At 63.7% G+C, this 25,654-nt stretch carries 23 protein-coding genes; 14 read left to right on the forward strand and 9 right to left on the reverse strand.

The annotated features are described in order from the left end of the window. Positions 1 to 75 precede the first annotated feature (75 nt). A complete protein-coding gene (locus tag JL811_RS10495) occupies positions 76 to 906 on the reverse strand; it encodes an inositol monophosphatase family protein (RefSeq protein WP_202688587.1) in 831 nt (276 codons plus the stop codon). A 161-nt stretch (positions 907 to 1,067) separates the two neighbouring features. Then, positions 1,068 to 1,430, reverse strand: a complete 363-nt coding sequence (locus JL811_RS10500) for a helix-turn-helix domain-containing protein (RefSeq protein ID WP_202688588.1) — start codon at positions 1,428 to 1,430, stop codon at positions 1,068 to 1,070. A 352-nt stretch (positions 1,431 to 1,782) separates the two neighbouring features. On the opposite strand from JL811_RS10500, the gene JL811_RS10505 reads away from it, so the two are divergent. Next, a complete protein-coding gene (locus tag JL811_RS10505; protein WP_202688589.1) occupies positions 1,783 to 2,751 on the forward strand; it encodes an NADPH:quinone oxidoreductase family protein in 969 nt (322 codons plus the stop codon). Positions 2,752 to 2,757: 6 nt separating this feature from the next. On the opposite strand, the gene JL811_RS10510 is transcribed toward JL811_RS10505, so the two are convergent. Next, positions 2,758 to 5,022, reverse strand: coding sequence for a hypothetical protein (locus JL811_RS10510; RefSeq protein ID WP_202688590.1), 2,265 nt, complete (start codon positions 5,020 to 5,022; stop codon positions 2,758 to 2,760). A 205-nt stretch (positions 5,023 to 5,227) separates the two neighbouring features. On the opposite strand from JL811_RS10510, the gene JL811_RS10515 reads away from it, so the two are divergent. The 5 genes from JL811_RS10515 to rarD all read left to right on the forward strand — a co-directional run bounded on the left by JL811_RS10515 (position 5,228) and on the right by rarD (position 11,593). Next, positions 5,228 to 7,678, forward strand: a complete 2,451-nt coding sequence (locus JL811_RS10515; RefSeq protein WP_202688591.1) for a glycosyltransferase family 2 protein — start codon at positions 5,228 to 5,230, stop codon at positions 7,676 to 7,678. Positions 7,679 to 7,802: 124 nt separating this feature from the next. Further along, a complete protein-coding gene (locus tag JL811_RS10520) occupies positions 7,803 to 8,222 on the forward strand; it encodes a Fur family transcriptional regulator (protein WP_202688592.1) in 420 nt (139 codons plus the stop codon). After that, positions 8,219 to 9,115, forward strand: a complete 897-nt coding sequence (locus JL811_RS10525) for a DMT family transporter (protein WP_337924740.1) — start codon at positions 8,219 to 8,221, stop codon at positions 9,113 to 9,115. The genes JL811_RS10520 and JL811_RS10525 overlap by 4 nt, the downstream gene beginning before the upstream one ends. Positions 9,116 to 9,162: 47 nt before the next feature. After that, complete coding sequence (eno, locus tag JL811_RS10530; protein WP_202688593.1) at positions 9,163 to 10,440, forward strand: phosphopyruvate hydratase; 1,278 nt, start codon at positions 9,163 to 9,165, stop codon at positions 10,438 to 10,440. Between the two features lie 253 nt (positions 10,441 to 10,693). Beyond that, positions 10,694 to 11,593 (forward strand): EamA family transporter RarD, encoded by a 900-nt coding sequence (gene rarD / locus JL811_RS10535; RefSeq protein ID WP_202688594.1) that lies wholly within the window; start codon positions 10,694 to 10,696, stop codon positions 11,591 to 11,593. Here the strand turns inward: rarD and JL811_RS10540 are convergent. After that, positions 11,574 to 12,674 (reverse strand): anhydro-N-acetylmuramic acid kinase, encoded by a 1,101-nt coding sequence (locus tag JL811_RS10540; protein WP_202688595.1) that lies wholly within the window; start codon positions 12,672 to 12,674, stop codon positions 11,574 to 11,576. The genes rarD and JL811_RS10540 overlap by 20 nt on opposite strands. 81 nt (positions 12,675 to 12,755) lie before the next feature. Here JL811_RS10540 and tyrS point away from each other — a divergent pair, with 81 nt between their 5' ends. Further along, positions 12,756 to 14,012, forward strand: coding sequence for a tyrosine--tRNA ligase (tyrS, locus tag JL811_RS10545; RefSeq protein ID WP_202688596.1), 1,257 nt, complete (start codon positions 12,756 to 12,758; stop codon positions 14,010 to 14,012). A gap of 116 nt (positions 14,013 to 14,128) precedes the next feature. Here tyrS and JL811_RS10550 read toward each other — a convergent pair whose 3' ends face one another. Next, entirely contained in the window at positions 14,129 to 14,704 is a 576-nt protein-coding gene (locus JL811_RS10550; RefSeq protein ID WP_202688597.1) for a peptidylprolyl isomerase, read from the reverse strand. Then, the gene (locus tag JL811_RS10555; RefSeq protein ID WP_202688598.1) at positions 14,697 to 15,203 is read right to left on the reverse strand and encodes a peptidylprolyl isomerase; all 507 of its coding nucleotides are present in this window, start codon (positions 15,201 to 15,203) and stop codon (positions 14,697 to 14,699) included. Before JL811_RS10555 ends, JL811_RS10550 begins: the two co-directional genes overlap by 8 nt. A 126-nt stretch (positions 15,204 to 15,329) precedes the next feature. Between JL811_RS10555 and JL811_RS10560 the strand changes: the two genes are divergently transcribed. The 7 genes from JL811_RS10560 (at position 15,330) to JL811_RS10590 (ending at position 22,622) form a co-directional block, all read left to right on the forward strand. Further along, the gene (locus tag JL811_RS10560) at positions 15,330 to 16,523 is read left to right on the forward strand and encodes a phosphoglycerate kinase (protein ID WP_202688599.1); all 1,194 of its coding nucleotides are present in this window, start codon (positions 15,330 to 15,332) and stop codon (positions 16,521 to 16,523) included. Positions 16,524 to 16,526: 3 nt separating this feature from the next. Next, positions 16,527 to 17,312, forward strand: a complete 786-nt coding sequence (locus JL811_RS10565; protein WP_202688600.1) for an SDR family NAD(P)-dependent oxidoreductase — start codon at positions 16,527 to 16,529, stop codon at positions 17,310 to 17,312. A 73-nt stretch (positions 17,313 to 17,385) separates the two neighbouring features. After that, positions 17,386 to 18,276, forward strand: coding sequence for a fructose bisphosphate aldolase (locus JL811_RS10570; protein ID WP_202688601.1), 891 nt, complete (start codon positions 17,386 to 17,388; stop codon positions 18,274 to 18,276). Positions 18,277 to 18,456: 180 nt separating this feature from the next. After that, positions 18,457 to 18,759 (forward strand): FtsB family cell division protein, encoded by a 303-nt coding sequence (locus tag JL811_RS10575; RefSeq protein WP_202688602.1) that lies wholly within the window; start codon positions 18,457 to 18,459, stop codon positions 18,757 to 18,759. 147 nt (positions 18,760 to 18,906) lie between these two features. Continuing rightward, positions 18,907 to 19,896 (forward strand): pyruvate dehydrogenase (acetyl-transferring) E1 component subunit alpha, encoded by a 990-nt coding sequence (gene pdhA, locus JL811_RS10580; protein ID WP_202688603.1) that lies wholly within the window; start codon positions 18,907 to 18,909, stop codon positions 19,894 to 19,896. A gap of 14 nt (positions 19,897 to 19,910) precedes the next feature. After that, on the forward strand, positions 19,911 to 21,296 hold the full coding sequence (locus JL811_RS10585) for a pyruvate dehydrogenase complex E1 component subunit beta (RefSeq protein WP_202688604.1): 1,386 nt from the start codon (positions 19,911 to 19,913) through the stop codon (positions 21,294 to 21,296). Positions 21,297 to 21,308: 12 nt separating this feature from the next. Beyond that, positions 21,309 to 22,622 carry a pyruvate dehydrogenase complex dihydrolipoamide acetyltransferase gene (locus JL811_RS10590; protein ID WP_202688605.1) on the forward strand — a complete coding sequence of 438 codons (1,314 nt, stop codon included), beginning with the start codon at positions 21,309 to 21,311 and terminating at the stop codon, positions 22,620 to 22,622. 102 nt (positions 22,623 to 22,724) lie between these two features. On the opposite strand, the gene JL811_RS10595 is transcribed toward JL811_RS10590, so the two are convergent. From JL811_RS10595 to JL811_RS10605, 3 genes are read right to left on the reverse strand one after another with little or no spacing between them, the layout of a single operon-like run. Beyond that, positions 22,725 to 23,786: an Ldh family oxidoreductase gene (locus JL811_RS10595; protein ID WP_202688606.1), complete on the reverse strand. Its 1,062-nt coding sequence runs from the start codon at positions 23,784 to 23,786 to the stop codon at positions 22,725 to 22,727. Positions 23,787 to 23,801: 15 nt separating this feature from the next. Continuing rightward, positions 23,802 to 24,581: an SDR family NAD(P)-dependent oxidoreductase gene (locus JL811_RS10600; RefSeq protein WP_202688607.1), complete on the reverse strand. Its 780-nt coding sequence runs from the start codon at positions 24,579 to 24,581 to the stop codon at positions 23,802 to 23,804. Between the two features lie 18 nt (positions 24,582 to 24,599). Beyond that, positions 24,600 to 25,619 (reverse strand): Gfo/Idh/MocA family protein, encoded by a 1,020-nt coding sequence (locus JL811_RS10605; RefSeq protein ID WP_202688608.1) that lies wholly within the window; start codon positions 25,617 to 25,619, stop codon positions 24,600 to 24,602. Between the last annotated feature and the right edge of the window lie 35 nt (positions 25,620 to 25,654).

The following is a 25,654-nucleotide window of genomic DNA, read 5'->3' on the forward strand; positions in this document are numbered from 1 at the left end:
CGGAACCTAGCAAGGCTTGCGCCGGACTGCCATACCAGAGCGGCATCTGGTCTGCGTCTGTCGGCGCTTCCCGCCTCAGCCCGCGTTGAGCAGCGCCAGCGCCTCGGCATGGATCGCGGGATTGGCGGCGGCCAGAACGCGCCCGCCCTGCGGGCAGGGGCGCCCCTGCCAGTCGGTGACGATGCCGCCTGCGGCCTCGATCACCGCGATGGGGGCCTGCACGTCATAAGGCTGCAGGCCGGCCTCGATCACCAGATCGATCTGCCCGGCCGCGATCAGCGCATAGGCATAGCAATCCATCCCGTAGCGCACCAGCCGCGCCCCGGGCGCAACCCGTCGGAAGGCAGCAGCCTCATCCGGGGTTCCGACCTCGGGGAAAGTTGAAAACAGGATCGCCTCGGACAGCGGACGGTGCGCGCGGGTTTTCAGCAAGGCGCGCCCCCTTGGACCGTTGACCTCGGCGCGGCCAAATCCGCCCTCGAACCGCTCACCGATATAGGGCTGGTCGATCAGCCCGTAGACCGGGCCGGTTGCATCGGCGACCGAGATCAGCACGCCCCATGTCGGGGTGCCGGACAGATAGCCGCGCGTGCCGTCGATCGGATCCAGCACCCATGTCAGGCCGGAAGTCCCCGCCACGGGTCCGAATTCCTCACCCAGAATCCCGTCCTGCGGGCGGCGGCGTGCAAGGATCTCACGCATGGCCGCCTCGGAGGCGCGGTCGGCCACGGTAACCGGATCGAAACGGTCGCTTTCCTTGGTCTCGGCACCCAGACCCGCGCTGCGGAAATGCGCCAGCGTTTCACGCCGTGCGGCATCGGCAAGCTCTGCCGCAACCTGCCGCAGGTTGTCCTGTTCGGCCGTACTCAGATGCTGGGGGTCAAGATTCTCGGAGTCGAGATGCATGGGGGGTCGCCTCACTTGTCTGATGATCCGGCGCTACAGGCTTGGCTTGTGCCGGTCAAGCGGGCCGAATGGGAAAGGGCCCCGCACAGGAGGCCCTTCCGTTCAGTCCGTCACGCCGTCCGGGCAGCCGCATCGGGCGGTTGCAGGGAACAGTCTGTCATTCAGGCCGCGTCGCTGAGCACGCGGGCAAGGTCGAAGAGACGACGGCGCTGTGCCTCGGGGATTGCGTAATAGGAGCGCACAAGCTCCAGCGCTTCCTTGTCGGCCATCATGTCGCCAAGAACGGTTGCTTGCGACCCGGCGGCATCTTCCAACCCTTCGAAGAAGAAGGCGATCGACACGTCCAGCGCATCCGCGATTTCCCACAGGCGCGAAGCCGAAACCCTGTTCATGCCGGTTTCATATTTCTGGATCTGCTGGAACTTGATGCCAACATGATCGGCCAGCTGCTGCTGCGTCATGCCGACCATCCAGCGCCGATGACGAATACGTTTGCCGACATGTGCATCTACAGGGTGCTTCATCTTCTACTCCACCAAGATAATCTTCAAAGAGCCGTCATGGCTCCACCCATCAATGAAGCAATTTTCGTGCCAAACACAGTGCAGGTTGAAAAAATCCGATTCGCGCTGGATCAACCGTGGCAACCTGTCTAATTGGACAGGTCAAATTATACGGTCGTACAGATCCGCGGGTGACATTCCGGTATACCCGCGAAAGATGCCGGTGCCCGCTCTAACTCGCGAAATTGGTGTTTTCCGTTATGCATTGCAAATTGCAAACATCGCCGGGAAATCGTTGCGTTTTGCAATTACTTGCAACCCAGAGCGGTTTCACGACACGCAACAATCTCCCTCTATTTGCCGGAACCCCGCTATGAAAGCTTTCCGACTGCACGCTATCGGCGAAATGCCACAACCTGACGACATCGTCCTGCCGCCGCCGGGGCACGGGGAAGTGCGGATTGCGATCCGGGCCTGCGGTCTGAATTTTGCCGATCTTCTGATGATCGACGGCCGGTATCAGGAACGCCCCGCCCTGCCCTTCACCCTTGGGATGGAGGTCGCGGGCGTGGTCGAGGCGACCGGTCCCGGGGTGCAGGGGCTGCAGCAAGGCGCGCGCGTCGCGGTCTTTGCCGGGTCCGGCGGATTGGCCGAATATGGCAATTTTCCCGCCGATGCCTGCCTGCCGATCCCCGAAAGCATGGATTTCGAAACCGCCGCCGCCTTTCAGATCGCCTATGGCACCAGCCATCTGGCGCTTGGACACCGGGCACGGTTGCGGGCCGGTGAAAGGCTGCTGGTTCTGGGGGCTGCGGGCGGTGTCGGGCTGACGGCGGTGGAGATCGGCAAGCTGATGGGGGCCGAGGTTATCGCCTTGGCGCGCGGCCCTGAACGGCTGGCCGTCGCACAAGCGGCAGGGGCCGATCACCTGATCGACAGCGCGGCGCCCGATCTGCGCGGGCTGTTGAAAGCCCTGGGCGGGGTGGATGTGGTCTATGATGCGGTGGGGGGGCCGGCCTTCATGGAGGCGCTGCGCGCCGCCCGGCCCGAGGGGCGGTTGATCCCCATCGGTTTCGCCGGGGGCGAGGTGCCGCAGATCCCGGCCAATCTGCTGCTGGTCAAGAACCTGACGGTGATCGGGCTTTACTGGGGCGCTTATCGCCGCTTTGCGCCGCAGGTGCTGCGCGACAGTCTGGCCGAACTGACGCGCTGGCATGGCGAGGGAAAGCTGCGCCCGCATATCAGCCATGTGCTGCCGCTGGACCGCGCGGCCGAGGCGCTTGCGCTGCTGCGGTCCAGAACGGCGACGGGCAAGGTTGTGGTCACGATGGACCGGTCCTGACCCCGGCTAAAGTGCGGCCAGTTTCTTGCGGATATGGCGGTTGTCGCCGCGCGTCAGTACGAAACGCCCCATCCGGCGGGCCAGCGTGACATGGCCCTTGTCCAGCGCGCGCTGGAAGAGTTCCTTCTGATAGCGCGTGAAGCCTTTGCGCGCGCGCAGAATGCGGTAGAACTCGGCCTCGGTCAGGGTGCCGTTCAGCGCGCCCAGCGTGATCGGCGCAAGGATACCCATCTGCTGCAGGCTTGAACCCAGCCGGTGCCCCAGCAGCGGCGCGCGCAGTTTCAGCACATTCGCACCGGTGAACCGCGCGACATGACCCGCATCCAGTGGCTCATAGGGATCAAAAAGGATCGTGACACGTTCCGCCGCACCGGAAACCTGCGCCGCATCGCCGTAAGGCCCTGAGAAATCCCGTCCCCAGGCGGTGCGATAGCGCGTCTCAAAGGGAACGAGGCTGCGATCCAGCGTCGATTGTGGTGAGATCGCCAGAACCGAGGCCCCCGGACAGGCGCCGGAAAAGGCACAGGCGGCATAGCCCCCCATCGAGGCGCCGTAGAAAACCACGCGGCGGAACCCTTTGAAAAAGCCCGAGGCCGCCAGATCGTCGAACTGATCGGAAACCCAAGCGTCACGATACCATGTCCAGCCATTGGCCATGACGCCCAGCATCGACCAGCCCTGTTTTTCGATGAAGGAAAAGCCCCAGGGGCGGCGATCCTCGCGCTTGGTCATGGCGATGTCGAGATTGTCAAAGGTGACAACCAGCGTGTCGCCGCGCGGGATGTAAAGAAAGGAATGATCGGCGCTTTCCCGGGTCCAGCCGCCGCCTGTGGCCAGCGTGGCGGCAATCGCCCCCCAGGTCTGGCTGTTGTCGCCGGATGCCGGGGCCGGTTCGGCGGCGGGTGCGGCGGTCTTGTCCTTCCCCTGTTCACGCCCCTGCCCCGGCTGGCCGTGAACCGCAACAATGACCCGAGCGATCTCAAGCCCGTTATCGGATCGGGTGGACAGCAACTGCCGCTCCCCCTTGCTGCGAAACAGCGGATAAGCGCCCGAGCCCTTGCGGATATCGGTCAGCAGCCGCGCCCCCGGCCCGATCAGCGGACCGAACAGCGCCTCAAGGGGTGCCAGACGATTGACATCCCCAAAGCCTGACAGATTGGCCACCAGCGACGCCTGCCGGAGGTCTTTTGCAACCGAAACGACGCGGATCGCATCATCCGGCACGCCATTGGACAGCAGGAATTCCCGATAGGGCGCGACCCAGTCCGAGGCCTGTCCGGGCCAGTTGCCCTTGTGGTCGATATCCACAAGGTCGATTTGCGACGACCACCGCCCCCAGGCCGCCAGTGCCACCGATTGCGCATTGCCGCCGATATCAGCCATCACCGGCACCTCGGCCAGATTGACGGCATTGACCAGCCCCGCATCGAAAACCCGCTTGCCGCGCCCGGTGATCGGGGCCGCCTCGGGCCGGATGTCATGGCGCGCCAGCAGATCGGCCAGATAGCTGCCCTTGGGCGGCAGGCCCGCATGGCGCAGCCCCAGTTCGCGCTTGTTCGAGGCCCAGAGATGCAGTGCCGTCGTGTCAGACGTCAGAAGCCGTTCAACCAGCGCCGAGCGCTTCAGGAAGGTCAGCCGGTCGGGAAAGGGAATCGGGTAGAAGGCAGGCAAGGGCTGCACCCGGTCCAGAAGCCTGTGTTCAGCCACGAAATGCGTGATCATCATCGGCCCCCAAACCCCCCAGGGCTGCTGGCTGACATGCACGGGGTGCCCCTCTGCCGCCGCATTGCGATATTCCTCGCGCAGCGATTTCTTCAGAAAGGGCGGGATCGCATGCCGATCCTCCATGAAGGCAATCATGTCCGACAGAATCGCACTGTCTGCTGGCAATCCCAGAACGGCATTGTTGACCCGTCGTGAATCGGGCAGTTCGAACCCCATGACATGGTCGTCATCATAGGTCATCGGACGGTGGCAATAGACATCCGTATCGACCCAGATCATCCCCGGGCAGGCGCGCAGCATATGAATGCGGAACAGATCGGCGAAAAGCGCGAAACTGTCCTTCTTTTCGTATTTTATGAAATCATCCGTGTCATAGATCTCACGCCCGTCCCGACGGATGACTCCGTCGGGGACATTGGGGATGTCCTCATAGGAAAACAGCGTGATTTTCTGGCCCTGATCGACAAAGGATTTGAGACAAAGCTGCTCCAGCCAGCTTAGCGACCCCCCGATCCAGAGTGTGCCCACCTCACGCTGACGTGCCATTTGACTCGTTCCCTTTACACTCGTCTGACGCCCGTTCCGACCGCACCGGTCGCTGGCGTCCGTATCACAGTTCAGGCTGCAATCTGTCCAATTCCTTTCCATTTGCCAATAGATATCGCAGATTGCGGCACGATACGGCGGCAGGGTGACGGCGGGGTGACGGCGGGGCTCCGGTGCGTAAACAGTATGAAAAGGACAGGCAGGCATGACGAAAGCACCGGCAAAGCGCGGCAAAGGGGCCGGGGCCGATGACACGGGCAGTCAAGACACGGGCACTCAGGACAAGGGCACCCATGTCACGGGCACCCAGCTGCAGGCTTTGTCCGCGGCGGTCAGCCTGATCCGCCGCAGCCTGCGCGAGACGGGGCGTCATGCGAGCGGACCCGGCCCGCTGCTGGATTGCCTGCGCATCGCGCCTGACCGGGTTCTGGCCTTTTTCGGCACCGGAACCGATCCGGCGGTCTTTGTCCCGGACGGGGCCGCAGACTGTGCGCTGCCACTGGACCTGCGCGCGATCTCGGGCGGCACGCTGGCGACGTTCGAGGCCCCCGCCCCCGAATCCCCCGAAACCCGGGGCCCCGAAGCGGACCAGATCGGCGTGGCACTGGCCACCGGTGATGTGCTTGAACTGACCGCCGAGCCGACCGAGACAGAACCGCTTGCCGGACGGAACTGCCTCCTGGGATTCCGGCTTGAGGAAAGCGCCGCCCAGACCGCCGAATGGCTGGCCCATCATGCCCGCCATCAGGGCATCGGCGGCGCGGTTCTGGTGAACCGCCTGCCCGATGACAATTTTGCGGGCGCGCTGGAAGCCGCCCTGACCGATGCTTTCGCCGGCACATCCGATGCGGATACGCTGGGAATGCGGGATTTCCGGCTGATCCTGCTGGACAGTCCCCTGCCGCTTGGCAAACCCGGCATGCCGCCCGAGAACCACCCGATCCTTGCCCCCGACGCCCCGGGCAAGGACCGGATGGAGCAGCCCGAGCCCGATCCATGGCGCGCGCCGCTGGGGGAAGGTCTGCTGTATGAACTGGTGAAGTGGCGCTTCCTTGCTGCCGCGCGCACGGTGATGTGCCTTGATCCCAGCGACTACCTGCCTCCGCCGGGCGAGGGACCGACCGCAGCCGACCAGTGCGCGGCCTCCAAAAGCGGTGTGATCTGGCTGGCCGGGCGGCGCGTCTATCCGTGGCGGGTGCGCCCCGGCGCCGAGCCGCGCATGGCCGATCACATCTGCGCGCCCTTCGACCTGGGCCAGCCGATGCTCCGCTGGGCCGTCGCGCCGGAAAAGGCGGGGCTGGTCAATACATGGCGGATGACGCGTATCGCCTATATCCGCCCCGATCCCGGCCCTGCCCCGGTCTTTTTCCGCGCCATGGCGATCCGGGTTCCGGGACGCGCGGCCTCCGAACTGGCCCCCAAGACATCGCTGGTCGAGGATCCCGCGTTGCTGACGCTGTCGGAACAGGTTTTCGGGCATAAACCCGTGCGCCCGCCCGTCTCGAAGCCCCGCAAGGCCCCCAGGGCCGCGACCGAGGCCGGGCGCACCGCCATCGTGACCACGATGAAGAACGAGGGCCCCTTCATTCTGGAATGGCTGGCCTATCACCGTGCCATCGGGGTGGATGATTTCCTGATCTATACCAATGATTGCAGCGACGGCACCGATACGATGCTGGACCTGCTGCAGCGCAAGGGCATCGTTCAGCATCGCGATAACCCGTTCCGCGACAGCGGTCTGAAACCGCAGCATGCCGCCCTTCAGGCCGCAGAATCCGAGCCGGTGATGCATGATTGCGGTTGGGGTATCTGCATGGATGTGGATGAGTTCATCAATATCCGCATCGGCGACGGCACGCTGGCGGCGCTTTATGATGCCATGGGCAATGCCAATATGATCTCGCTCACTTGGCGGCTTTTCGGCAATGCCGAGGTGCATGATTTTCAGGACCGCTTTCTGCTGGACCAGTTCACCCGCTGCGCGCCCGAGGTGATCCGCAAGCCGCATCAGGCCTGGGGCTTCAAGACGCTGTTCCGCAATATCGACATCTACAAGAAACTGGGCGTCCACCGGCCCAAGGGGCTGATCCCCGATCTGTGGGACCGGGTGACATGGCTGAACGGATCCGGGCGTCCGATGCCGCGCACGATGTTCCGCAATGGCTGGCGCTCCAGCCTGGAAACCTATGGCTATGATTGGGTGCAGCTCAATCATTATGCCGTGCGCTCCGCCGAAAGTTTTCTGGTCAAGCGCGACCGGGGCCGGGTCAACCATGTCGACCGCGATCAGGGGCTGAATTACTGGTTCCGCATGAACCACAATCTGGAGGAGGACCGGTCGATCCAGCGCATGATCCCGCGCTTGCAGGTCGAATTCGACCGGTTGATGGCCGACCCGGAAATCCGCGCCGCGCATGAGCACTCCGTGCGTTGTCACTGCGACAAGATCACCGAACTGCGCGCGACCGAGAATTATGAACGCTTCTACGGCGAATTGACCGGCGCGCGGATGGAACGGCTGTGCCGGATGCAGCGCCATTTCGGATCGGCGGTGTTTTCCGCAGGGCCCGGTGTAATCCCGCCCGATTTGCATCTGCAGGACCTGCCCGAGGATTTCTTCTTCACGGTCGAGCATAGCGGCGAGCAGGAGCATTGAACGGACCGGCCGCCGGGATGCCGCAAGGACCCGGCCCCGGCTCCGGCCGCTTGCCGGGGTAAAAGCTCTGGTGCCGCGCGGCCGAAACCCCTAAACCGTCAGAACGCGACGGACGGACCAGACCATGACCAAGGATATTATCGCCCGCTGCGAGGCAAAGGGCTTGCGCATGACCGATCAACGCCGCGTCGTGGCGCGGGTGATCGGCGCTGCCGACGACCATCCGGATGTCGAGGAACTGTTCGCCCGTGCCGCAGCCATCGACCCGAAAATCTCGATCGCGACGGTTTACCGCACGGTCAAGCTGTTTGAGGAATCGGGGATTCTGGAACGGCTGGAATTCGGCGACGGCCGCGCGCGCTATGAGGATGCCGAGCGTGACCATCACGACCATCTGATCGACATGCAGAGCGGCGAGGTGATCGAATTCGTCGATCCCGAGATCGAGGAATTGCAGGAACGCATCGCCACGAGGCTTGGCTATCGCCTCAAGGGGCACCGTCTGGAACTTTATGGCGTTCCCATCAAGAAGCCCGCCTCGTGATCGCCACCGACAATACCCGCGCGACGCTGCTGATGGTCGGCTCGATGCTGGCCTTCGCCTTTGAGGATCTGTTCCTGAAACGCGCGGCCAGCGTCATCCCGCCCGGACAGGTGATCGCGATGATGGGGGCGGCGGGGGCGGCCTGTTTCTGGCTGGTAGCCCTGCGGCGGGGTGAGCCGATCCTGTGCCGGGCGGCGCTCTCGCCCGCGGCCCTGATCCGCGCCCTGTCCGAGGCCGTGGCCACGATGCTGTATGTCACAGCACTGGCGCTGATCCCGCTTTCGGTGAATTCGGCGCTGTTGCAGGCCTCACCGCTGGTCGTGACCATGGGGGCCGCGCTGTTTCTGGGTGAACCTGTGGGCTGGCGGCGCTGGTCGGCGATCCTTGTCGGCTTTGCCGGGGTGATCGTGATCCTGCGCCCCTTCGGCGCGGGATTTGAGGCCGCGGGCCTACTGACGGTGGCCTGTGTCGTGGTGCTGGCGGCGCGCGATCTGGCCACAAGGGTGATGCCCGCCAGTATCGGCACCTTCCAGCTGACGACATGGGCCTATCTGGCCATGGTTCCCGCCGGGATCATCCTGATGGGGATTGCCGGCACCGCGCCGCAAACGATGGAACCTGCGCGCCTGCTGGATCTGACCTTCGCGCTGATGACGGGGCTGGTCGGTTACTGGGCCGTCACCGCCGCGATGCGGCTGGGGGAAGTTTCGGTCGTCGCCCCCTTCCGGTATACAAGGCTGGTCTTTGCAATGATCCTTGCCATGCTGTTTCTGGGAGAGCGCCCGGATTTCCTGACCTATGCCGGATCGGCCCTTGTCATCGGGTCGGGGCTTTACACCTTCTGGCGTGAGACGCGGCGCAAATCGCTTTCAAAGCGGGGCCGTGCGGGGTAAACCGGGCCCGACCGCGCCCAAGGCGCCGCGAACCAACCGGAGGCCCCATGACCACGATCATTGACATCCATGCCCGCGAGATCCTTGACAGCCGGGGCAACCCGACGGTTGAGGTCGATGTTGTGCTTGAAACCGGCGAGATGGGCCGCGCCGCCGTGCCCTCGGGCGCCTCGACCGGCGCGCATGAGGCCAATGAGCGCCGTGACGGCGACAAATCCCGCTACATGGGCAAGGGCGTGCTGGAGGCCGTGGCCGCCGTGAATGGCGAGATCGCCGAGGAACTGGTGGGCTTTGACGCGACCGAACAGGTCGGCATCGACCGCACGATGATCGAGATGGACGGCACCCCGAACAAGTCGCGTCTTGGCGCGAATGCGATCCTGGGCGTGTCGCTGGCCGTGGCCAAGGCCGCCGCCGATGCGACCCAGCAACCGCTGTTCCGCTATGTCGGCGGCACCTCGGCCCGCATCCTGCCGGTGCCGATGATGAATATCATCAATGGCGGCGAACATGCCGACAACCCCATCGACATTCAGGAATTCATGATCATGCCGGTGGGCGCGGAGAATATCCGCGACGCGATCCGCATGGGCGCCGAAGTGTTCCACACGCTGAAAAAGGAACTGTCCGCCGCCGGTCACAACACCAATGTCGGCGATGAGGGTGGCTTCGCACCCAACCTGAACTCTGCGCGTGATGCGCTTGATTTCATTCTTAAATCCATTGAAAAGGCCGGGTATCGTCCGGGTGAGGACATGTTTCTTGCCCTCGACTGCGCCGCGACCGAATATTTCAAGGGTGGCAAGTATGAGATGAAAGGCGAGGGCAAATCGCTGTCCATCGAGGAAAACGTCGATTTCCTTGCAAGCCTTGCCGCCGACTACCCGATCATCTCGATCGAGGATGGCTGTTCCGAGGATGACTGGGATGGCTGGAAACTGCTGACCGACCGCGTGGGATCATCGGTCCAACTGGTCGGGGACGATTTGTTCGTGACCAATCCGCGCCGTCTGGCCGAAGGCATCAAGGCGGGCTGCGCCAATTCCATGCTGGTCAAGGTCAACCAGATCGGCACGCTGACCGAAACGCTGCAGGCCGTCGAGATGGCGCATCGCGCGCGCTATACCAATGTCATGTCGCACCGCTCGGGCGAGACCGAGGATGCGACCATCGCCGATCTGGCCGTGGCGACGAATTGCGGGCAGATCAAGACCGGGTCACTGTCCCGCTCCGACCGGCTGGCGAAATACAATCAACTGATCCGCATCGAGGAAATTCTGGGCGAGACCGCCGAATATGCGGGCCGCTCCGTGCTGCGCGGCTGATTTCATCCTGGCAAGAATTCCGCCGCCGGAGGCATCCTCCGGCGGTCAGGGGCGTGCCATGACGGAAGCGGACCGCAACATCGAAACACTCGGCCTTGCCCCCAGCCCGAGGGCGGCTGCTATCGCCAGAGATGGGCCGCGCCCGCGCCGCCCGCAATCGCCGCCACATCCAATAGACGCACAACCATAAGGCGAATGTAACCGATACAAGTTTTCGATGGCAGCCGCTTTCTTGAGCGGCTAAGCCCGTTTCATGAGCGAGACAGCCCTGCCCCGCAATAATGACAGCCTCAGCGGATTCGGATTCGCGCTCGGGGCCTATCTGCTTTGGGGCTTCCTGCCGCTTTACATGAAGGCGCTTGCCCATATTCCCCCGGTTGAGATCATCGCCCATCGCGCGATCTGGTCGCTGCCTGTGGCAGGGATGGTTCTGATCCTGTCGCGCCGCACCGCCGATCTGAAACGCGCGCTGGCCACCCCTTCGATGATCGGCATGGCTGCCGTCACCGCCACCATCATCTCGCTGAACTGGGGCATCTATATCTGGGCCATCGCCACCGATCACGCGCTGGATGCGGCACTTGGCTATTATATCAACCCGCTGTTCTCGATCTTTCTGGGCGCAATGCTGCTGGGCGAAAGCCTGTCACGCCTGCAGAAAATCGCCATTGCGCTGGCAGCGCTGGCGGTGATCGTGCTGACCGTGCAGGTCGGCCGCCTGCCCCTTGTCGCGCTCAGCCTGACGCTGACATGGGCCGCCTATGCCTATTGCAAGAAACAGCTTCCCATCGGCCCCAATCAGGGCTTCTTTCTGGAAGTGTTGCTGATGACGCCTTTCGCGCTGGCCTTCATTCTTTGGCTGGGCTGGACCGGTCAGGGGCATTTCATGGCCGGTAATGCGATGGACAGCGCGCTTTTGTTCGGATGCGGGCTGGTGACGGCGGTGCCGCTGATCCTTTATGCCAACGGGGCGAAACTGCTGCGGCTTTCGACCATCGGGATCATGCAATATATCGCGCCGACGATGATCTTCCTGACCGCCGTGTTCCTGTTCAATGAACCCTTCGGCACGGCACAGGCGATTGCCTTTGCGATGATCTGGGCGGCGCTGGCGCTTTATTCGGTCTCGATGTTCAGGCGTCGGGGCGGCTGATCTGCCCGCCGCCGACCGCAACCCGCGCCCCCGTCGTCGCAGGGCAGGATGTCGGCAATCCCCGCGCCACCCTCACCGCCAGATAGGCAAAGGCCTGCGCCTCCAGCATGTCACCATCCAGCCCCACCGCCTCGACCGGCTGCACGGGGCAGCCCATGCCTTGCGCGATCATCGCCATCAGCGTCCGGTTGTGCCGCCCGCCGCCCGTGACCAGAAGACGTTCCACCGGGGCGGGGAAATGTTCGGCCCCCCGGATCACCGAGGCTGCCGCCGCCGCCGTCAATGTCGCCGCCGCATCGGCATCGGACAGGCCCGCAACCGCCTTTGGCAAACCCGGAAAATCATTCCGGTCCAGTGATTTGGGGGGCATCCTGAAGAAATAGGGATGGGTCAGGAACGCATCCAGAACCGCCGCATCAACCCGGCCCTCTGCCGCCAGCGCACCGCCCTCATCATGGTCCAGACCCAGACGCGCGCGCATCAGATCATTGACCGGCGCATTGGCAGGCCCGGTATCGAAGGCAAGGCAGGCACCCGGCGTCTCGGGTGCGGGCCGGGACGGATCCAGCCATGTCAGATTGCTCACACCGCCCAGATTCACAAAGGCGAGCGGCGCCTGCGCCCCGATCCATTTCGCGCAAGCAAAATGATAGAAGGGCGCCAGGGGCGCGCCCTGCCCGCCCATGCCGACATCCGCGCTGCGGAAATCCCAGACCACCGGCAGGCCCAGAACCTCGGCCAGCACCGCGCCGGATCCGGCCTGATGCGTGCCCTGCCCGTCCGGGTCATGCGCCAGCGTCTGCCCGTGAAAGCCCACCAGTTCCGCCCCCCGGAACAGCGCCAGAAGGGCGGCATGGGCGGTTTCCACCACCTCCGCCGCCGCCTCCACCCCAACCTCACCGGGCCAGCGGCCAAGGGCTGCGCGGATCACCTCCCGCTCGGCCTCGGAATAGGCGCGATAGGCGGTATGGCCGAAGTCAAAGATCCGCTCCCCATCGGTCAGGATCATCGCCCCGTCCACCCCGTCCAGCGAGGTGCCCGACATCGCGCCAAGCGCCCAGACCGCATCTGTCCTTGCCATCACCCGCCCCCGTCCTTCCGCCTTTGACGCCACCCGCTGCCGCCGCTATACCGGCCCCGTTCCTTAAAGCACGAGACAATCATGACCTACCATGCGAAATCGGACTTCATGCGCGTGATGATGGAGCGCGGCTATCTTGCCGATTGCACCGATTATCAGGCGCTGGATGAGGCTTTGGTCAAGGGGGTCGTGCCCGCCTATATCGGCTATGATGCCACGGCCGCGTCCTTGCATGTCGGGCATCTGCTAAACATCATGATGTTGCGCTGGCTGCAAAAGACCGGGCACAAGCCGATCACCCTGATGGGCGGCGGCACCACCAAGGTGGGCGATCCGTCCTTCCGCGCCGAAGAGCGCCCGCTGCTTTTGCCCGACCAGATCGGCGCGAATATCGCGGGCATGGGCAAGGTCTTTGCGCGCTACCTGTCCTACGGTGAGGGCGCGACCGATGCGGTCATGCTCAACAATGCCGAATGGCTGGACCGGCTGAACTATCTCGAATTCCTGCGTGATATCGGGCGGCATTTCTCGGTCAACCGGATGCTGTCCTTTGAAAGCGTGAAATCGCGGCTGGACCGCGAACAGTCGCTTTCCTTTCTTGAATTCAACTACATGATCCTTCAGGCCTATGACTTTCTTGAGCTTTACCGCCGCCATGGCTGTCTGTTGCAGATGGGCGGATCGGATCAATGGGGCAATATCGTCAACGGGATCGACCTGACGCGCCGGGTGCTGGACCAACAGATTTTCGGGCTGACCTCGCCTTTGCTGACCACATCGGACGGGCGCAAGATGGGCAAATCGGCGGGCGGCGCGGTCTGGCTGGATGGCGGGATGCTGTCGCCCTATGAGTTCTGGCAGTTCTGGCGCAACACGACCGATGCCGATGTGGGCCGGTTCCTGAAGCTTTACACCGAATTGCCGGTCGAGGAATGCGACCGTCTGGGCGCGCTGTCAGGATCCGAGATCAATGCCGCCAAGGTTATCCTTGCGCGCGAGGTGACAACGCTGCTGCATGGGGCCGAGGCTGCCAAGGCCGCCGAGGCCACCGCGCGCGAAGTGTTCGAAAAGGGCGGCATCGGGGACGACCTGCCCACCCATCGCGTCACCCGGGCCGAACTGGCGGCAGGCATCGCCAATACAGCACCATTCGTGGCTTTGGGTCTGGTCGGATCGGGGAAAGAGGCCAAGCGCCTGATGGGCGAAGGGTCGATCCGCCTCAATGATACGCCGGTCACCGCCGCAGCCCATCTGACCGAGACCGATTTCGACGCCGATGGCATCGCGAAACTGGCCGTGGGCCGCAAGAAATTCGGCCGCGTCCAGCTGGCCGACTGAAAAGGCAAAGGGCGCGGACAAATCCCGCGCCCTTTCATCTTGGTCCAAATACCTCGGGGGTCAGGGGGCAGCGCCCCCTGCCTTGATGAGTTCGGAGGGGCAGCGCCCCCACGCCATCATTCCGAAACGGTCACGCGCACCATCCGGTCAGGATCCTGGACAGACCCGTTCTGCCCTTGGCCGCGCTTGATCGCATCGACCACCTCCATGCCCTCGATCACCCGGCCAACGACCGTATATTGGCCGTCCAGAAAGGGTCCGGGCGCGAACATGATGAAGAATTGCGAATTGGCCGAATGCGGATCCTGCGACCGCGCCATGCCGACAACACCGCGGTCGAAACTCACATCCGAGAATTCCGAACGCAGATCGGACCGGTCCGACCCGCCCATTCCGGCGCGGGACAGATTGTCGCCCTTGCCGAAGGCGACATCGCCGGTCTGGGCCATGAACCCTTCCATCACGCGGTGGAAGGCCACGCCGTCATAGGCGCCTTCGCGCGCAAGGGCCGTGATCTGTTCCACATGGTTCGGGGCCAGATCGGGCAGCATGTCGATGACGACCGTGCCATTCGCCTCACCCGCGACCTCGATCACAAGGTTCGGGCCCGGCCCGTCCGTGGCCTGTGCCGAAACCGGAGAGGCCAGCCCCAGTGCCAGAAGTCCGGCCGCGACAATCCCGGCCTTACGCATCGGCAGCCACCTTGACCGAGATCATCCGGTCGGGACTTTGCGGCGGCTCCCCCCGCGTGATCGCATCGACATGTTCCATGCCCGAAATCACCCGGCCATAGACGGTATATTGACCGTTCAGGAAGTGGTTATCCTTGAAATTGATGAAGAACTGGCTGTTGGCGCTGTTCGGGTTGGACGACCGTGCCGCCCCCAGCGTGCCCCGGTCATGCGGCAGTTTGGAAAATTCCGCCGGAACATCCGGCAGGTCCGAACCGCCCGTGCCCGCACGGCGCAGGTTGAATTCCTTTTCCATATTGCCGTTCTCGACATCGCCGGTCTGGGCCATGAAACCGTCGATCACGCGGTGGAAACAGACATTGTCATAGGCGCCCGACCGCGCCAGCGTCTTCATCCGCTCACAATGCTGCGGCGCGACATCTGCCAGCAGTTCGATGGCGACGGTGCCGCCCTTCAGTTCCATCAGGATGGTGTTCTCGGGGTCTTTGATCTCGGCCATCTGGCGCTCCTCGCATTTCACTTCGGGGCGCAACCTAGTGCTTGGGGCCGCGTTTTGAAAGGGCTATGGTGGGCGCGACGCCGCCGATCGGCAGGATCGGCGACCCCAATACCGGAGGCTGTAGACATGGCGTGGAAAACGCTCGACGATCTGAAACTTGATGGCAAGGTGGTGCTGTGCCGTGTCGATCTGAACGTGCCGATGGAGGATGGCCGGGTCACCGATGCGACGCGGATCGAAAAGATCGTGCCCACCATCGAGGATGTGATCGCCAAGGGTGGCAAGCCTGTGCTGATGGCGCATTTCGGCCGCCCCAAGGGCAAGCCCGTGGCAGAGATGAGCCTTGCCGCCGTGGTTCCCGCGCTGACCGCAGCCCTTGGCGGGCGGCGGGTGATCTTTGCCGAGGACTGCATCGGGGCGCCAGCCAAGACGGCCGTATCGTCCATGACACCGGGCGATGTGGTGCTGCTGGAAAACACCCGCTTTCACCCCGGTGAGGAAAAGAACGACCCGATGCTGGCGGCCTCATTGGCGGCCTTGGGCGATGTCTATGTGAATGATGCCTTTTCCGCCGCGCATCGCGCCCATGCCTCGACCGAGGGGATCGCGCGGCTGCTGCCCTCAGGTGCCGGTCGGCTGATGGAGGCGGAACTGAAGGCGCTTGAGGCCGCCCTTGGCACGCCGGAACGCCCCGTCGTGGCCGTGGTCGGCGGGGCCAAGGTTTCAACCAAGCTGGACCTGCTGGGCAATCTGGTGGGCCATGTCGATCATCTGGTGATCGGCGGCGGCATGGCAAACACCTTTCTGGTGGCCCAAGGCATCGAGGTCGGCAAAAGCCTAGCCGAACGGGACATGGCCGATACCGCGCGTGACATCCTTGCCAAGGCCGGGGCAGCAGGCTGCACGATCCATCTGCCGCTGGATCTGGTGGTGGCGCGCGAATTCAAGGCGGGCGCCGCATATGAGGTGGTGGCACAGGATGCCTGCCCCGCCGATGCGATGATCCTTGATGCAGGCCCCGCCACGGTCGCGCATCTGCAAGAGGTCTTTGCAAGCGCGAAAACCCTGATCTGGAACGGCCCGCTGGGGGCGTTCGAGATCGAACCCTTCGACGCCGCGACCAATGCCGCCGCCGAGGCAGCGGCCCGTCTGACCGCTGCCGGTTCGCTGATCTCGGTCGCCGGCGGGGGGGATACGGTGGCCGCGCTGAACAAGGCGGGCGCGGCGGATCGGTTCAGCTTCATCTCGACCGCGGGGGGGGCCTTTCTGGAATGGATGGAAGGCAAGGATCTGCCCGGGGTCGCCGCATTGAAAGGATAGGGCATGGCCATCTGGGCGCTGGTGACCGGGGCCTCCGAGGGGCTGGGGCGCGAATTCGCGATCCTTGCCGCGAAATCGGGCTTCGACGTGATCCTTTCGGCCCGGCAGGAGGAGAAGCTCCAGCGCCTCGCCCATGAGCTTCACCGCGCCTATCATGTCGCGGTGGAGGTCATCCCCGCCGACCTGTCAGACCCGGCCGAGGCCGAACGGCTGTGGACCGAGGTCGTGCAGGGGCGTGAAATCGGGGTTTTCATCAATAATGCCGGGCTGGGCCGCAATGGCGCCTTTGCCGATCCCGAGGGCTGGCCGCGCGAAGCCGCCAGCATTGGTGTCAATGTCGTCGCGGCAACGGCGCTGCTGAAAGGTGCGGTCACCCATATGTCGCAAACGGGATCGGGCCATATCCTGAATGTCGCCTCGCTGGCGGGGGTGATGCCGGGGCCGCAGATGGCGGTCTATCACGCGACCAAGGCCTATCTGCTGTCCCTGTCCGAGGCGCTGTCTTCGGAACTGAAGGGCAGCGGCATCCGGGTGACAGCCCTTTGCCCCGGCGTGACCGATACCGCCTTCTTTGACGCCGATGGCGGGACGGGGGCGACGATCATCAACCGCATCCTGCCGATGGCCAATGCCGAGAAGGTGGCACTGGCGGGATGGCAGGGCATGGAAAAGGGCCGCCGCATCGTGGTGCCGGGCGTTCTGAACAGGATCGCATTTGTCATGCCGCGCGTCCTGCCGCGCCAGATGGTCGCGGCGCTGACAGGAATGCTGCTGCGCCGCCGCTGGTAGCGCAACCATGATTGAGCCTTCTTTGCCAAGCCGCTATGCCCAGAGGCATCAAGGACAAACCCGGGGATCGACCATGCCGAACAAGGACCAGACCGCCCGCATCGCCAAAGGTGCCGGTTTCATCGCAGCGCTGGACCAGAGCGGCGGCTCCACCCCCAAGGCGCTGAAACTTTACGGTCTGACCGAGGCGGACTGGTCCGGCGAAGAGGACATGTTCGACCTGATCCATGCGATGCGCGCACGGATCATCAAATCCCCCGCCTTCACCGGCGACAAGGTGGTGGGCGCGATCCTGTTCGAACAGACCATGGACCGCGCAATCGACGGCATCCCGACCGCGACTTATCTGTGGGAGCAGCGGCAGGTCGTTCCCTTTCTCAAGATCGACAAGGGGCTTGAGGCCGAAGATATGGGCGTGCAGGTGATGAAGCCGATCCCGGGGCTTGAGGCGCTGCTGGCCCGGGCCGTGGCAGCGGGGATTTACGGCACCAAGGAACGCTCGGTCATTTCGGCCGCCAATGCCGAAGGGATCGCGGCCTGTGTCACCCAGCAATTCGATCTGGGCGCGCAGGTTCTCGCGGCCGGTCTGGTGCCGATCCTTGAACCCGAGATCACCATCTCGATCCCCGACAAGGCCGAGGCCGAGGCGCTGCTGCGGGCGGAACTGATCCAGAAACTGGACGCGATGCAGGGCGAGGCGCAGGTGATGCTGAAACTGACCCTGCCCGAGGAGGACGGATTCTATACCCCGCTTGTTGACCATCCGCGTGTCCTGAAAGTGGTGGCCCTGTCGGGCGGCTACAGCCGGGATGAGGCCAATGCCCGCCTGTCGCGCAATCCCGGCATCATCGCCAGCTTCAGCCGTGCGCTGACGGAAGGGCTGAGCGCCGGACAGGATGATGCCGAATTCGACCGGGTGCTGGGACAGGCCATCGACGGCATTCACGCCGCCTCGGTCGCCTGAGACGAGGGCAGCGGCGCGCGGGGCAAGGCGGCCCGATGCGGGCCGGTCACGCCTGCGCGAGATCGCGCCTTTTGCGGAAAAATCGTTGAATCCCCCGGCTTTGGGGGATTCCCTTTCCGAATCGGTTATGTCATCCTGCCGACATGTCCCCGTCAGAGGGATCCGAATGAGGCAGAGGGAATGACCATCCAGAAAACAAGGCCCGCACTGGCCTCCTTACTTCTGGTGACGCTGGCGGTGATGCTGGGCGGCTACTTCACCTTTGCCGCCGTGCAGGGCGATTACGGCGTGTTCCGGCAGGTCGAACTGGCGGTGGAAAAGCGGGAACTGACCGAGACCCGCGACCGCCTGCGCGTAGAACTGGCCGAAATGGAAAATCTGACCCGGCGGCTTTCTGACGAATATCTGGACCTTGATCTGCTGGATGAACAGGCGCGCGATATTCTGGGCTATGTGCGCAGCGATGAAATCGTGATCCGCTGATCCGGCCTTCCCGGCCCTTGCCCCCTGCCCTTTCTCTCTGGTTTTCAGCGCCTTCCGCGCCGCATCCGGATTCCCGGCCTTGTTTTTCCGTATCCCCTTGGATAGTTTAACATTGAACTATTCCACCGTCGGGGAGGGAGACACCCAATGGCCGCAGCCAGAAAAGCCGCCAAATCCAATATATCCAAGGAAGAACTGCTCAAATACTACCGCGAGATGCTGCTGATACGGCGATTCGAGGAAAAGGCCGGGCAGCTTTACGGCATGGGTCTGATCGGCGGCTTCTGCCATCTCTATATCGGACAGGAAGCGGTCGTCGTGGGGCTGGAAGCGGCCGCCAAGGAAGGCGACAAGCGCGTCACCTCCTATCGCGACCATGGGCATATGCTGGCCTGCGGGATGGATCCCAAGGGCGTGATGGCCGAACTGACCGGGCGTGAGGGCGGCTATTCCAAGGGCAAGGGCGGCTCGATGCACATGTTCTCGAAAGAGAAACATTTCTACGGCGGCCATGGCATTGTCGGCGCGCAGGTTCCGCTGGGGGCGGGCCTCGCCTTTGCCGACAAATATCTGGGCAATGACAATGTGACCTTCACCTATTTCGGCGATGGCGCGGCCAATCAGGGCCAGGTCTATGAGACCTATAACATGGCCGAGTTGTGGAACCTGCCGGTGGTTTTCGTGATCGAGAACAACCAGTATGCAATGGGCACATCGGTCAAGCGCTCGACGAAATCGCCCAGCCTGTGGGAACGGGGCGCCGCCTACGGCATCAAGGGTGAGGCCGTGGACGGCATGGACGTTCTGGCCGTGAAGGCCGCAGGCGAAAAGGCGGTTGCCGCCTGCCGTGCGGGCGAAGGCCCCTATATCCTTGAAATGATGACCTATCGCTATCGCGGCCATTCGATGTCGGATCCGGCGAAATACCGCACGCGCGAAGAGGTGCAGAAGATGCGCGATGAAAAAGACGCGATCGAGCATGTCCGCGACCTGCTGATTCAGGGCGGCCATGCGACCGATGAGGACCTGAAGGCCATCGACAAGGACATCAAGGCGGTCGTGAACGAAAGTGCTGAATTCGCCAAGGAGAGCCCCGAGCCCGCGCTTGAGGAACTCTGGACCGATATCTACGCCTGAGGGGGGAACACAGAATGGCTATTCAAGTACTCATGCCCGCGCTGTCTCCCACGATGGAGGAAGGCACGCTTGCGAAATGGCTGGTCAAGGAAGGCGATACCGTCAAATCCGGCCAGATCCTTGCAGAGATCGAAACCGACAAGGCGACGATGGAATTCGAAGCCGTGGATGAAGGCATCATCGGCAAGATCCTTGTCGAGGAAGGCGCCGCCGGGGTGAAGGTGAACACCCCCATCGCGGTGCTGGTCGAGGAAGGCGAGGATGCCTCGGCTGCTGCCGAAGCGCCCGCCGCCGATGCCGGAAAATCCGATGAGGCGCCCGCCGAAACCGAATCCGGCGCGCCCAAGGCCGAGGCGCGCAGCGCCGCCCCGGTAGAGGTGGTGTCCAAAGCCTCGCCCGACTGGCCCGAAGGCACGGCGATGAAGACCATGACCGTGCGTGAGGCCCTGCGTGAGGCCATGGCCGAGGAAATGCGCGGCGATGGCACCGTGTTCCTGATGGGCGAAGAGGTCGGCGAATATCAGGGCGCCTACAAGATCAGTCAGGGCCTGCTGGATGAATTCGGGCCGAAGCGTGTGGTCGACACCCCGATCACCGAACATGGCTTTGCCGGGATCGCGGTTGGCGCAAGCTGGGCCGGATTGCGGCCCATCGTCGAGTTCATGACCTTCAACTTCGCCATGCAGGCCATTGATCACATTATCAATTCGGCGGCAAAGACGCTCTATATGTCGGGCGGGCAGATGGGATCACCCATCGTGTTCCGCGGCCCGAACGGGGCGGCGGCGCGGGTGGGCGCGCAGCACAGTCAGGACTATTCGGCATGGTATTCGGCGATTCCTGGCCTGCGGGTCGTTATCCCCTATTCGGCATCCGACGCGAAGGGCCTGCTCAAATCGGCGATCCGCGATCCGAACCCGGTGATCTTCCTTGAGAATGAAATCCTCTATGGCAAATCCTTCGAGGTGCCGCAGATTGATGATTTCACCATTCCCTTCGGCAAGGCCCGGATCTGGCGCGAAGGGACGGATGTCACCATCGTGTCCTTCGGCATCGGCATGACCTATGCGCTGGAAGCGGCAGACAAACTGGCCGCCGAGGGCATTTCGGCCGAAGTGATCGACCTGCGCACCCTGCGCCCGCTGGATTACGACACGGTTCTGGCATCGGTCCAGAAGACCAACCGCTGCGTCACGGTCGAGGAAGGCTTCCCCGTGGGGTCCATCGGCAACCATCTGTCGGCGGTGATCATGGAACGCGCCTTCGACTATCTGGATGCGCCGGTGATCAACTGCACGGGCAAGGATGTGCCGATGCCCTATGCGGCCAATCTTGAAAAACACGCTTTGGTGACGACCGCCGAGGTGGTCGAGGCCGTCAAATCCGTCTGCTACCGTTAAGGAGGACACGCTATGGCAACGCAGATCCTGATGCCCGCGCTTTCTCCGACGATGGAGGAAGGCACGCTGGCAAAATGGCTGGTCAAGGAGGGGGATGAGGTCAAGTCGGGCCAGATCCTCGCCGAGATCGAGACCGACAAGGCCACGATGGAATTCGAGGCGGTGGATGAGGGGGTCATCGGCAAGATCCTTGTCTCCGAAGGTACCGCCGGCGTGAAGGTCAATGACCCGATCGCCGTGCTGCTGGAGGAAGGCGAGGATGCCTCGGCGGCCGAGGCGGCACCGGCGGCGAAATCCGCCCCCGAAGAAGCCCCGAAGTCCGAGGCCCCCAAGGCCGAAACCAAAAAAACGGGCGATGCGAAACCCGCAAGCCCTGCCCCGAAAGCGGCAGGCGCGCGGGTCTTTGCCTCGCCGCTGGCGCGGCGGATTGCGGCGGAAAAGGGCCTTGATCTGTCCCAGATCACCGGTTCCGGCCCGCATGGCCGCATCGTCAAGGCCGATCTGGAAGGCGCGAAACCGGCAGCCGCCGCCCCGGCCAGGGCCGCCGAGGCCCCTGCGGCCAAACCGGCAAGCCCTGCCCCGGCCATGGCCAGCGGTGCATCTGCCGAAACGGTCATGAAGATGTTCGCCGACCGCAGCTATACCGAGGTGCCGCTGGACGGGATGCGCAAGACCATCGCCGCCCGCCTGACCGAGGCCAAGCAGACCATCCCGCATTTCTATCTGCGCCGTGAGGTGCAGCTTGATACGCTGATGGCCTTCCGTGCCACGCTCAACAAGCAGCTTGAAGGGCGCGGGGTCAAACTGTCGGTCAATGACTTCATTATCAAGGCCTGCGCCAATGCGCTTCAGGCGGTGCCGGATTGCAATGCGGTCTGGGCGGGCGACCGCATTCTGAAGCTGAAACCGTCGGATGTGGCGGTGGCCGTGGCGATCGAGGGCGGGCTTTTCACCCCCGTCCTGCGCGACGCGCATCAGAAATCGCTTTCGACGCTGTCGGCGGAAATGAAGGATTTGGCGACCCGCGCCAAGACCCGCAAACTTGCCCCGCATGAATATCAGGGCGGCAGTTTCGCGATCTCCAATCTGGGCATGATGGGGGTCGAGAACTTCGACGCCGTCATCAACCCGCCGCATGGGTCCATCCTTGCGGTCGGGGCCGGGATCAAGAAGCCGGTCGTCGATGCCACAGGCGAAATCAAGGTCGCCACAATGATGTCGATGACGCTGTCGGTGGATCACCGGGTGATCGACGGCGCCTTGGGGGCAGAGTTCTTGAAGGCGGTGATCGACAATCTGGAAAACCCGATGGCCATGCTGGCCTAAGTCAATCCGAAACAAACAAAGCGCCCGCAATCAAAGGATTGCGGGCGTTTTCTTATGTGATGGGTGAAGTATTCCAAGGCCCCAAACTACAGGGCCTCGGGATCAGAACGGCAGTTTCAGCCCATAGGTCGCGGCCAATGTGCGGAACCCGTCCTGCGTGACCGGATCAAGCGGCAGCCCGTCAACGCGCCGCCGCGCGGCCTCGGCCCATTCGCGATCGCCGGGGGCCATGACGCGGCAATCGGGCCGCGCAGGAGAGTTGCGCAAGAGATCCAGATAGCGCCGCATCCCTGCCTCGACGATCCCCGCCCCGATGAACCCGTCAGGATCCATCGCCAGAACGAATGCCCCCATTTCACGCGGGGTGGACATGTCCGGCCCCCCCATCGGCAGAATCTCGGGCGAGAGCCGCATCCCCGTCAGCACCGCCGAGAAAATCTCGGCCACGCCGCCGATGGCGGCACCCTTGAAGCCAAATTCACCCCCAACCGGGGCCAGCATTTCGGCCAGATGCGGATCGGTGGTGTTCACACCCTTGGCATCCGAGGCAACCCCGACAGGCAGCGTCACACCAAGCGAACGGTACAGCTCGACCCGGTTATAGGGCACGGCACTGGTCGCCATGTCCAGCAGCCACGGATCAGGCCCGCCCGAGGGCGCCGCGACCGAAAACGGGTTGGTGCCGTGAAACCGTTCGGTCCCGTCATGCAGCCGCACGAAACTGTCGGAATTCGCGACGACCAGTGCCAGAAACCCCTTGTCGGCGGCATATTTGGCATAGGCCCCCGCCGGGCCGAAATGCGAGGAGTTGCGGATGCCGACAGCGGCGATGCCGCTTTCGCGGGCCATCTCCATCGCGTGATCCATGGCGCAGTAGGTCGCGCGTGCGCCCTGCGCATGATCGGCTTCCAGCAGGCCCGAACCTGTCTTGATACGCCGAAGCTCGGGCTTGGGCCGTTTGTTCAGCCGCCCGCCTTCCAGCGCGCGGATGTAATGCGCTGTCAAGCGCACGCCATGGCTGTCCACACCATGCACCGAGCCGTGCATCATCGACCGCGTCGCATCGCGCGCGGTTTCCGCATCCGCCCCGCAGGCGGTAAAGGCGCTGACACAGAACGCCTCTACCGCCGCGACAGGCGCGCGGATCACTTCATTTGCCGTCATGTTCCGCTCCCCGCCTTACGGCATCAACTGACCGCCATTGACCTCGATCACCTGTCCGATGACATAGGCCGAAAGGCTTTCGCAGGCGAGGAACAGATAGGCCCCGACGCAATCTTCCGCAACGCCCAGGCGGCCCTGCGGCACGGTCGCCAGCATGGCGTCAAGCTGCGCCTGCGTGGAATAGCGTTCATGGAAGGGCGTGGTGATGACTCCGGGCGCGACACCGTTCACGCGGATGCCTTTGCTGATCCATTCCTTGGCCATGCCGCGTGTGACATTCGAGACGAAGGATTTGGACGAGCCGTAAAGCCCCGCACCGCCGCCCGCACCGTTGCGCGCCGCGATCGAGGTGGTGTTGATGACGAAACCGCCCTGTTTGGCCAGCCAGGGATAGGCGGCCTTGCTTGCGGTGATGACCGACCGCGCGTTCAGGTCCATGATCTCGTCATAGATCTCATCGGTCGCCTCGGCATAGGGGATGCGCGTGACCATGCCACCGGCATTGTTGATCAGCCCGTCCAGCCCGCCGAATGCCTCGGCCACATCCTTGACGGCGGCGATGATCTCATCGGATTTCAACATGTCGGCCTTGACCAGACGGACGGTGCCGCCCGCGGCCTCGATCTCGGCGGCCAGCGCCTCGGCGGCCTCACGGCTGGAATTGTAATGCAGGCCCACCTTGGCGCCCTGTGCGGCAAAGGCACGGGCAAGCTCAGCCCCGATGCCCGTCGATGCGCCGGTGATGAGCACCGATTTTCCCGCAAGCTCGGGCAGTTTGATGGAAGTCAATGACATGGTATCCTCCTCTGGATGTCAGGTGACGGAACAGCGCTGTCCGGTTTCGGATGAGCGCAGGATCGCGTCGATAAGTCTGTGGACATGAAGCGCGCTTTGCCCGTTTGACCGGGGTGCGCGGCCTGTCTGCACCGCGTCGATGAAGTCGGCGATCTGGGCGCGGTGCCATTCATGGGGGAAATCCATGATATTGGCCCCCCCGCCCGAGGCGGTGACCGCCCCGAAGGTTTCGGTCCCGCCGTCAATCCAGTCCACGCGCAACACACCGCCCGCAAAATGCGCAGTGCCCTTTTCGCAGTTCAGCGTCAGAATCTCCTGCCCGCCGGGATAGCTGGCCGTCGTCGCCATGACCGATCCCATCGCCCCGTTTTCAAAGCGGATCGCGGCAGCGGCGAAATCCTCGGTTTCCATGCGGTGACGGGTGGTGGCCGTCATCGCCTGCACCTCGGCTGCAGGGCCGGTGACCGACAGCATCAGATCCAGCATATGGATCGCCTGCGTGATCAGCACCCCGCCCCCGTCACGCGCCTTCGTGCCGCGCCCGGGTTCGTCATAATAGCTTTGCGGCCGCCACCACGGCACCTGCAGCGAGACCGACCCAAGCCGCCCAAGCCCGCCCTTGTCCATCAGATCGCGCAGCGCAAGCGCGCCCTCGCGGAACCGGTGCTGGAAGATCACGCCAAGGGGCAGACCCGCCTGCGCACAAAGATCGACGATTTCACTCGCGGCGGCGGTGTCACGTTCCACCGGCTTTTCCACCAGCAGCGCCTTGCCTGCTGCGACGGCGGCGCGCACGACCTCCATCCGTTGATCGGGCGGGGTCAGAACCAGCAGCGCATCGACCGCCGGATCCTCCAGCAGATCCTCCAGCCGCGACACGACGGGAACTCCATAGCGCTCCTGCGCGGCCTTCCGGCCTGCCTCGGTGCGACAGAAAACCCCGCGCAGATCAACATCCGGAGCCAGATCCGCAAGCGATCGGAAATGCGGCGCTGCGGCCAGTCCCGCGCCCAGAACACCGATTCCGAACTTCGCCATATTTCCCCCTCCGGTCTCCGCGCAATCATCGCGCG

Source organism: Szabonella alba, assembly GCF_016765775.1.
In the GTDB taxonomy this organism is placed as follows: domain Bacteria; phylum Pseudomonadota; class Alphaproteobacteria; order Rhodobacterales; family Rhodobacteraceae; genus Szabonella; species Szabonella alba.